Source organism: Allobosea sp. FBZP-16, from assembly GCF_002831785.1.
Classification (GTDB): domain Bacteria; phylum Pseudomonadota; class Alphaproteobacteria; order Rhizobiales; family Beijerinckiaceae; genus Allobosea; species Allobosea lupini.
In genome coordinates this window covers 1-7991 of sequence record NZ_LNCQ01000031.1, presented here as the reverse complement: position 1 = coordinate 7991, position 7991 = coordinate 1, and the positions used below count along the sequence as shown (strand labels likewise).

10 protein-coding genes are annotated in these 7991 nt (G+C 66.8%); 4 read left to right on the top strand and 6 right to left on the bottom strand.

What is annotated here, in order from left to right; translation table 11 throughout:
* Positions 1 to 261 precede the first annotated feature (261 nt).
* The gene (locus CXY91_RS16645) at positions 262 to 690 is read left to right on the top strand and encodes a nucleoside deaminase (protein ID WP_100962408.1); all 429 of its coding nucleotides are present in this window, start codon (positions 262 to 264) and stop codon (positions 688 to 690) included.
* Positions 691 to 1041: 351 nt separating this feature from the next.
* On the top strand, positions 1042 to 1386 hold the full coding sequence (locus CXY91_RS16640; RefSeq protein ID WP_158673450.1) for a peptidoglycan L,D-endopeptidase MepK: 345 nt from the start codon (positions 1042 to 1044) through the stop codon (positions 1384 to 1386).
* Positions 1387 to 1393: 7 nt separating this feature from the next.
* Here CXY91_RS16640 and CXY91_RS16635 read toward each other — a convergent pair whose 3' ends face one another.
* Positions 1394 to 2134: a sulfite exporter TauE/SafE family protein gene (locus CXY91_RS16635; RefSeq protein ID WP_100962404.1), complete on the bottom strand. Its 741-nt coding sequence runs from the start codon at positions 2132 to 2134 to the stop codon at positions 1394 to 1396.
* Positions 2135 to 2284: 150 nt separating this feature from the next.
* On the opposite strand from CXY91_RS16635, the gene CXY91_RS16630 reads away from it, so the two are divergent.
* Entirely contained in the window at positions 2285 to 3031 is a 747-nt protein-coding gene (locus tag CXY91_RS16630; protein ID WP_248307522.1) for an ArsR/SmtB family transcription factor, read from the top strand.
* Here the strand turns inward: CXY91_RS16630 and CXY91_RS16625 are convergent.
* From CXY91_RS16625 to purD, 5 genes are all read right to left on the bottom strand, one after another.
* Positions 2991 to 3860, bottom strand: a complete 870-nt coding sequence (locus CXY91_RS16625) for a patatin-like phospholipase family protein (protein WP_100962403.1) — start codon at positions 3858 to 3860, stop codon at positions 2991 to 2993. The genes CXY91_RS16630 and CXY91_RS16625 overlap by 41 nt on opposite strands.
* Positions 3861 to 4005: 145 nt before the next feature.
* The gene (locus tag CXY91_RS16620; RefSeq protein ID WP_100962402.1) at positions 4006 to 4920 is read right to left on the bottom strand and encodes an alpha/beta fold hydrolase; all 915 of its coding nucleotides are present in this window, start codon (positions 4918 to 4920) and stop codon (positions 4006 to 4008) included.
* The gene (locus CXY91_RS16615; RefSeq protein WP_199777478.1) at positions 4917 to 5342 is read right to left on the bottom strand and encodes a type II toxin-antitoxin system VapC family toxin; all 426 of its coding nucleotides are present in this window, start codon (positions 5340 to 5342) and stop codon (positions 4917 to 4919) included. The genes CXY91_RS16620 and CXY91_RS16615 overlap by 4 nt, the downstream gene beginning before the upstream one ends.
* Entirely contained in the window at positions 5339 to 5593 is a 255-nt protein-coding gene (locus CXY91_RS16610; protein WP_091831901.1) for a type II toxin-antitoxin system VapB family antitoxin, read from the bottom strand. The genes CXY91_RS16615 and CXY91_RS16610 overlap by 4 nt, the downstream gene beginning before the upstream one ends.
* 62 nt (positions 5594 to 5655) lie before the next feature.
* Positions 5656 to 6936: a phosphoribosylamine--glycine ligase gene (purD, locus tag CXY91_RS16605; protein ID WP_100962401.1), complete on the bottom strand. Its 1281-nt coding sequence runs from the start codon at positions 6934 to 6936 to the stop codon at positions 5656 to 5658.
* A gap of 92 nt (positions 6937 to 7028) precedes the next feature.
* On the opposite strand from purD, the gene xseA reads away from it, so the two are divergent.
* On the top strand, positions 7029 to 7991 hold a 963-nt coding region (gene xseA, locus CXY91_RS16600; protein ID WP_100962400.1), incomplete at its 3' end, for an exodeoxyribonuclease VII large subunit.

Below are 7991 nucleotides of genomic sequence, written 5' to 3'. Positions count from 1 at the left end.
GTCCGGGACCGCCATCGCGTCCGCCGCCGCGGCCGCCGGCGCCGCCGCCCTTGCGCGGGCCGCGGCTTTTCTGGTTGTTGTCGTCGCTCATGGTGGCTCCTGAAGCCGGATCATCGCGGACCGGGTTGCGAAGCGATCCGGGACGGCAGCGGCTCTTGAATCTGGTATTAGCCGGCGCTTGTAGCAGGCGACTTCGCCCGCTGCGAGCGGCAATGATGGGGTTCGATGGGATCGATCGACGCAAAGCGGATCGAGACGCCGATGGCGCTGGCGCTCGCCGAGGCGCGCGCCGCGGCGGAGCGCGGCGAGGTACCGGTCGGGGCGGTGATCGTCCGTGGCGGCGAGGTGCTGGCGAGCGCCGGCAACCGCACGCTCGAGCTGAAGGATCCGACCGCCCATGCCGAGACATTGGCGATCCGGCTGGCCTGCGAAGCCATCCAGTCGGAACGGCTGATCGACTGCGATCTCTATGTCACGCTCGAGCCCTGCCCGATGTGCGCGGCGGCGATTTCCTTCGCCCGGATCAGGCGGCTCTATTTCGCAGCGTCCGATCCTAAGGGGGGGGCGGTCGAGAACGGTGTCAGGCTCTATCGCAGCCCGAGCTGCCATCACGCGCCGGAGGTCTATGGCGGCCTGAGCGAGCGCGAGGCGGCCGAGCTGCTGCGCGACTTCTTTCGAGAGAGGCGCTAGCATTTGCGAATGAAGTAATAGACCGATTTTCTATAGAAAATATGCTATCAAGACTGTGTATATTTTTCGACGTAAGGGCCCAAAGCGCCTAGTTCGATCGATCTAGCTCCAATGGGGTAAGCGCGCTTCGAGTTGATCGACCGAGGCGTTGCTAGCGCTTTTCGCCATGTTTTTGCCTTGTATCATTCGTACGTCGCCGCTGCACTGCTCAGCCAGACCAAGGAATGGTGGCTTGAGCCTTCCATTCTCCAAAGTCGGTAAATCTCCATTATGCGTAAAGTTGCGTTGGCTGCGCTGTCCGCGGCCTGCTGGTCTGTGTCTCCCTCCTTAGCCGCCGATACCCATCTCGCGATGATCTCGTTCCAGCCCCAGGTGAAGGGGCTCGGCTGCCTGAAGCCGGAAACCCTCGGCATGATCAAGGAACTCACCGCCAAGATCGGCCCGATCCAGATCACCTCGACCTGCGGCGGCCGCCACGCCCGCAACTCCCAGCACTATCGCGGCAATGCCATCGACTTCCGTCCTCTCGCCACCTCACCACGGAACGCCGCAGCCGTTGCCAAGAAGATCGAGAGCGTCGGCGGCGTCGGCTCCTATTCGAATGGTCTCGTCCACGTCGATGTCGGCGACCGCGAAATCGCCTGGTATGGCCACAAGCGCAGCCGCCGCCTGGCCTATGCCGGGCGCGGGCGTTGAGTTCAGCTCAGAGCAAGGTCCGGACGACCAGATAGCCGCCCAGCGCCAATAGCCCGGCGAAGAAGCAGAGCTTGAAGGTCGCAGCCGAGATCCGCTGGCGGATCGCCTGGCCGAACCACATCCCGGCCAGCGCCGGCAGCAGCGCCAGCAGCGAGGCGCCAGCGACCTTCAGGTCGAGCGCTCCGGCGCCGACAAGCCCGAAGGACAGCGCGATCGTCGAGACGATGAAGGAGAGGCCGAGCGCCTGCACCAGTTCGTCCTTGTCGAAGCCGAGCGCCTGCAGATAGGGCACGGCGGGCAGCACGAAGACGCCGGTCGCGGCGGTGGCGGCGCCGGTGATGACGCCGACCAGAGGGCCGAGCCAGATCTCGGTCTTTTCGGGCACGCGCAGCTTGGCCGCCTTCAGCCCGACCAGCGCATAGAGCACCAGCGCGATACCGAGCCAGAGCGTCGCCGAGCCGTCCTTGGCCTTCTCCAGCAGCCCGGCTCCGGCCCAGGTGCCGACACAGGTTCCGGCCAGCATCGGCCAGAGACGGATGGCGATGGCCTTCAGCTTCGGCCCGGCGAGCTGCCAGCTATTGGTGACGAGGTTGGGGATGACCAGCAGCGCCGCCGCCTGCGCCGGCGCCATCACCACGCCGAGCACGCCGACCGCGATCGTCGGGAGGCCGAGCCCGATCACGCCCTTGATGAAGCCGGCGAGCACGAAGGTCGCGGCGATGAAGGTGAGGAGCGTCGTCTGGTCCATGATCCTGCCAGTCCCGATTGCGATGCCGTGACTTCTGGCAGTCCTGACCCCGGCTGTCGCTTTTCGATACTACGGTCCCAGCCGTAGCGTCCTTGCTTGCCTCAGCGGGCACGGACGTCATCATGGCAGCCACAATGGAGGCGTCGAGCCATGGCCATGCACGGACCCTATCTCGCCGAGATCGCCCATCTGATGGGGGATCCCGCCCGCGCCAACATGCTGCATGCGCTGATGGATGGCCGCGCGCTGACGGCGAAGGAGCTCGCCTTCCTGGCAGGCGTCGCGCCGCAGACTGCGAGCGGTCATCTCGCCAAGCTGATGCAGGGCGGCCTGCTCGATGTCGCCGTGCAGGGCCGCCATCGCTATTACCGTTTGGCCGGGCCGGAGGTCGCGACCGCATTGGAAGGGCTGATGGTGCTCTCCGGTGGCCAGGCGAATGGCAGGCGGTTGCCCTCGCGCATCAGTGCCGAACTCGCCCGTGCCCGTACCTGCTATGATCATTTCGCCGGCCGCCTGGGCATCGCGATCCATGATGCGCTTCTGGCGGGCGGCCATCTCACCGTCGCCGATGGCGGCTACGGGCTGACCCGTTCCGGCGTCGCGCTCTTCGCCGGGCTCGGGATCGATCCGGCGACGACGAGCAAAGGCAGGCGGGCGGCGCTGCGCCCGTGTCTCGACTGGAGCGAGCGCCGCCCGCATCTCGCCGGCTCGCTCGCGGCGGCCTTGGCCTGCCGCTGTCTCGAGACGGGCTGGGTGACGCGGATCAAGGATAGCCGCGCGGTGGTCCTGACGGAGAAGGGTCGTGCGGCGCTGGAGGCCGGCTTGCCGGGCTTCTGCTGCGACGAACCCGAGGCGGTCACGCTGCCCGTTCGAGCGCCTCTGACAGCCTCCGCTTGACCTCATCCTTCGCCGGCTGGGCGGCGTCGAGGATCGCCTGCCAGCGGAAGAAATCGAGGCCGCCGAAGCCCTCGCCACCGGCGCGGATCAGGATGTCCGGCGGCTGGCGCTCGATCATGCGCTGGACCAGTGCCCGCGTCAGGATCTGCGAAACGCCGACCATGGCTTCCAGCGGCTCGGGCACGCGGCTGTCGCTGACCGTCGCGGGTGCGCTGGTGTCGACCGCGAGGACCAGGCGCCCCGGTCCGAGCAGGCGGTCATAGGGCAGGGGATTGATCGCGCCGCCATCGATCAGAACGCGCCCGCCGATCGTCACCGGCTTGACCAGGCCGGGGATCGCCAGCGAGGCGGCGACAGCCGGCGTCAGCGGACCGCTGCCGAGCATGACCTCGTCATGCAGATGATAGTCGGTCGCGACGCTGAGGAAGGGGATACCGAGCTCCTCGAAGCGATCGGGCACGGCCTGCGGCCAGAACAGGTCGAGCAGGCGCTCACCATCGATCAGCACGGGGTTGCCGAGGCCGCCGCGCCAGAGATCGGCGATCTTGCCGATGCGTGCTTCGAGCAGCCTGGCGATCACCCGGGCCCGGTCGCGGAAGCTCGCCTCGACATGGGCACGCAGGTCGCGGCCGGAAAGGCCGGCGGCATAGGCCGCGCCGACGATCGCCCCCATCGACGAGCCGGCGATCAGCGCCGGCTTCAGACCAAGCTCATCGAGGGCCTCCAGCACCGGGATATGGCTGAGCCCGCGTGCGCCGCCCGAGCCGAGCACGAGGACGAGCTCGGGCTTCGAAGAGACTTCGTTCGTCGCTGGCAGGGCTGAGGTCATGGCGAAAGGCGATCCGCTTCTACCATTTCATAGTCATCCCGGGCGACCGAAGGGAGACCCGGGATCCATTCCGGAACCTATCTTGGTGAGGCTCAGGCATGGATCCCGGATCTCCGCTTCGCTGCGTCCGGGATGACCAGCGTGTTTATGAAAGCGGTTGCACCAGGAAAGGTATCACCCTTGCCAGCGTGTCCTGCGGATTCTCCTCCGGCAGGAAGTGGCCGCTGGCGATCGCCTGCCCCTCTGCCTGCGGCGCGAAGGTCTCGTGCCAGATGTCGAGCGGGCTTGCGCCCTTGGCCGGGATGCCGGCCTCGCCCCAGAGCACCAGCACCGGGCAGAGGATCTTTTTGCCCGCGCCGAGATCGGCCTTGTCGTGCGCGAGATCAGTCGTCGCACCGGCGCGATAATCCTCGCAGGCGGCGTGGATACGCGAGGGGTCGTTGAAGGAGTCGGCATAGGCGGCCATGGCCAGCGGGTGGAAGGCCTCGATCTTCTTGGCTCGCGTCCAGCTCGCGATCGTGTGGTCGAGCCAGCCGGCGGGGTCGGCCTGGATCAGCTTCTCCGGCACAGGCTCGGGCTGGGCCAGGAAGGTCCAGTGATAGACCTGCATGGCGCGCGCCGCGTCCATGCCCTCCCACATCGAGACGGTCGGCAGGATGTCGAGCAGGACGAGCCGCTCGACCCGGCCGGGATGGTCGAGCGCCAGGCGGTAGGCGACGCGGGCGCCGCGATCATGGCCGATCACGGCGAAGCGGTTGAAGCCGAGCGCGCTCATGACGGCGACGATGTCCTCGCCCATGCCGCGCTTGCTGTAGAGCGCCTTGCCGCCATCGCCATGCGGTGCCGCCGACCAGCCATAGCCGCGCAGATCCGGGCAGACGACGGTATGGGTCTTGGCCAGTTCGCCCGCCATCTCGTGCCATTCGGCATGGGTCTGCGGGAAGCCGTGGATCAGCACCACCGGCGGCCCCTCGCCGCCGACGCGGGCGAAGATCTTGCCGACCGGACCGTCGATCCAGCGTGCCTCGAAACCGGGGAAGAGGCTGTCGATATTGGTCATGGCCGCAACTCCTGTGATGCTACGGCCGCGACGAGGTCGGTCCGGCCGAAGTCCTCGCCCTTGTAGAGCAGAGGCGCGTTCAAGGATTTGGCAAGAGCATAGGAGAAGCAGTCGCCGAGGTTGAGCTTTGCGGGGTGGCGGCCCTTGCCGAAGCGAGCGAAAGCTTCGGCTGCGAGGACGGCTTGCTTCTGGTCCAGCGGGGCGGCCTCGATGCCAAGATCTTCGAGCAATCTTAGATGCAGGGCGACTGGAGCGTTGGCGTTGCGGCTCGTGGAAACCATGAAGCTCTCAACGAAGGTCACCATCGAGCAGAAGTTGGCGGCACTGGCGTTGAGCGCGGCTAGCAGCCTGTCTCGTTCAGGCTCGTTGCGAAGGATGGCGGTGATCGCCGAGCTGTCGACTACGATCGGCGAGCTGATCACGAGGGAACGCCGTTCTCGTCATAGCCAATGATTTCGTCATCGGTCAGATGCTCGTTGATCCTTGGATAGGAGCGGATTTCAGCGAGCGTTCGCTCCAGCTTCTCCATGTCGATCCGTCCCTTGCGTGGGGGCAGCTCGGCGAGCTCGCGCTCCGCCGCTGTCTTGACCGCATCGGTGATCGTCCTACCGGTGCGCGCGGCAAGTTCGCGCACGATACGGTCGGTTTCGGGATCCTTGATCAGGATGGCCATGGCATCCTCGTATATATATATCGATCGTATCTCGATATATATACGATGCGGCGGTCGCTTTGTCAGCTTTCGCGCTCGCGCTTGACCGCCTGCCAGCCGATGTCGCGCCGGCAGAAGCCACCCGGCCAATCGATCAGGTCGACGGCCGCATAGGCCTTCGCCTGCGCCTCGCTGACGCTTTTGCCAAGCGCCACGATGTTGAGCACGCGCCCGCCATTGGCGACGATCTCGCCGTCCTTCGCCTGCGTGCCGGCATGGAAGACCAGCACGTCCTTCTCGGCGGCGGCCTTGTCGATGCCCTTGATCACGCTGCCCTTCTCCGGCGTGCCGGGATAGCCTTTCGCCGCCATCACCACCGTCAGCGCTACCTCGTCGGACCAGCGTAGGTCTACGGCGTTGAGCACGCCGTCGCGCGCGGCGAGCAGAGCAGGCACGATGTCGCTCTTCAGGCGCGGCATCAGCACCTCGCATTCGGGATCGCCGAAGCGGGTGTTGTATTCGATCAGCTTGGGGCCATCGGCCGTGATCATCAGCCCGGCGAAGAGCACGCCCTTGAACGGCGTGCCGCGCTGGTGCATGCCCGCCAGCGTCGGCCGGACGATCTGCGCCATCACCTGCTCTTCCATGGCCTTGGTCATCACGGGAGCCGGCGAATAGGCGCCCATGCCACCGGTGTTCGGGCCGATATCGCCGTCCCCGACGCGCTTGTGGTCCTGGGCCGAGGCGAGCGGCAGCGCATGCGTGCCGTCGCAGAGCGCGAAGAAGCTGGCTTCCTCGCCGATCATCCATTCCTCGATCACCACCTCGGCTCCGGCCGCGCCGAGCCCGCCCGAGAACATCATCGCCAGGGCGTCATTGGCTTGCTCGACCGTCTCGGCCATGACGACGCCCTTGCCGGCAGCGAGTCCGTCGGCCTTGATCACCAGCGGCGCGCCGGTCTTGGCGACGTAGGCCCTGGCAGCGGCTTCGTCGGTGAAGCGGGCGAAATCGGCGGTCGGAATCCCGAATTCGGCGCAGAGTTCCTTGGTGAAGGCCTTCGAGCCTTCGAGCTGTGCGGCCGCCTTCGACGGACCGAAGGTCTTGATCCCGACGGCTTCGAGATCGTCGGTGATGCCTTCGACCAGCGGGCCTTCCGGCCCGACCACGACGAGGCCGACGCCCATCAGCTTGCAGAAATCGGCAACAGCGCGGTGGTCGGCGATATCCAGCACGACATTCTCGCCGCATTGGCCGGTGCCGGGATTGCCCGGCGCGATGAAGAGCTTGTCGCAGAGCGGCGATGCCGAGATCGCCCAGGCCAGGGCATGCTCGCGCCCGCCGGACCCGATCAGAAGAATGTTCATCGCATCTCTCCGCTTGCTCGAAGGCGCAATAGCTGCCGCGGGCTGACGGAGCAACGCTTCTGCTGGCGTCCTCGTGTCGTTAAATACGTTCCATGGACAACGAATCGCCTTCGCCAGCCGGCAACGCCCCCGAATGGTCGGTCTCCGACCTCTCCGGTGCGCTCAAACGCACGCTGGAGGACGCCTTCGGTTTCGTGCGCGTCCGCGGCGAAATCTCCGGCTACCGCGGGCCGGTCGGCTCCGGCCATGTCTATTTCTCGCTGAAGGATGCCAACGCCAAGATCGACGCAGTGATCTGGAAGGGCGTCTTCGGCCGGCTGAAGACCAAGCCACAGGAAGGGCTCGAGGTCATCGCCATCGGCAAGATCACCACCTTCGCCGGCAAGTCGAGCTACCAGATCATCATCGATTCCCTGGAGCCGGCCGGCATCGGCGCGCTGATGGCGCTGCTGGAGGAGCGTCGCAAGAAGCTCGCCGCCGAGGGCCTGTTCGATCCCGGCCGCAAGCAGCTCATCCCGTTCCTGCCGCGCGTGGTCGGCGTCGTCACCTCGCCGACCGGCGCCGTCATCCGTGACATCCTGCACCGGCTGGAGGAACGTTTTCCACGTCAGGTCCTGGTCTGGCCGGTGCGCGTCCAGGGCGAGAGCAGCGCGGCTGAGGTCGCCAATGCGATCGCCGGCTTCAACGCGCTGCCGGAAGGCGGCCGGATTCCGCGTCCGGATGTGATCATCGTCGCGCGCGGTGGCGGCTCGCTCGAGGACCTGATGGGCTTCAACGAGGAGGTGGTGGTCCGCGCCGCCGCGGCCTCGCTGATCCCGCTGGTCTCGGCGGTCGGCCACGAGACTGATGTCACCCTGATCGACCACGCCGCCGATCTGCGCAGCCCCACACCGACCGGCGCGGCCGAGAAGGTCGTGCCGGTGCGCGCCGAATTGCTGGGGCAGGTGACGGACCTGTCGCGCCGGCTGTCCGGCGCGACGCTCCGCCTGTCCGAGCGCCGGCGCAGCGATCTGCGCGCGCTCGCCCGCGCGCTGCCGACGCCCGAGACCCTGCTG

What these genes read in the sequence shown, in the direction of transcription:
- CXY91_RS16645 (WP_100962408.1), top strand. Translation starts at nt 262, where the DNA reads ATGGCGCTGGCGCTCGCCGAGGCGCGCGCCGCGGCGGAGCGCGGCGAG.
- CXY91_RS16640 (WP_158673450.1), top strand. Translation starts at nt 1,042, where the DNA reads ATGATCTCGTTCCAGCCCCAGGTGAAGGGGCTCGGCTGCCTGAAGCCG.
- CXY91_RS16635 (WP_100962404.1), bottom strand. Translation starts at nt 2,134, where the DNA reads ATGGACCAGACGACGCTCCTCACCTTCATCGCCGCGACCTTCGTGCTC.
- CXY91_RS16630 (WP_248307522.1), top strand. Translation starts at nt 2,285, where the DNA reads ATGGCCATGCACGGACCCTATCTCGCCGAGATCGCCCATCTGATGGGG.
- CXY91_RS16625 (WP_100962403.1), bottom strand. Translation starts at nt 3,860, where the DNA reads ATGACCTCAGCCCTGCCAGCGACGAACGAAGTCTCTTCGAAGCCCGAG.
- CXY91_RS16620 (WP_100962402.1), bottom strand. Translation starts at nt 4,920, where the DNA reads ATGACCAATATCGACAGCCTCTTCCCCGGTTTCGAGGCACGCTGGATC.
- CXY91_RS16610 (WP_091831901.1), bottom strand. Translation starts at nt 5,593, where the DNA reads ATGGCCATCCTGATCAAGGATCCCGAAACCGACCGTATCGTGCGCGAA.
- purD (WP_100962401.1), bottom strand. Translation starts at nt 6,936, where the DNA reads ATGAACATTCTTCTGATCGGGTCCGGCGGGCGCGAGCATGCCCTGGCC.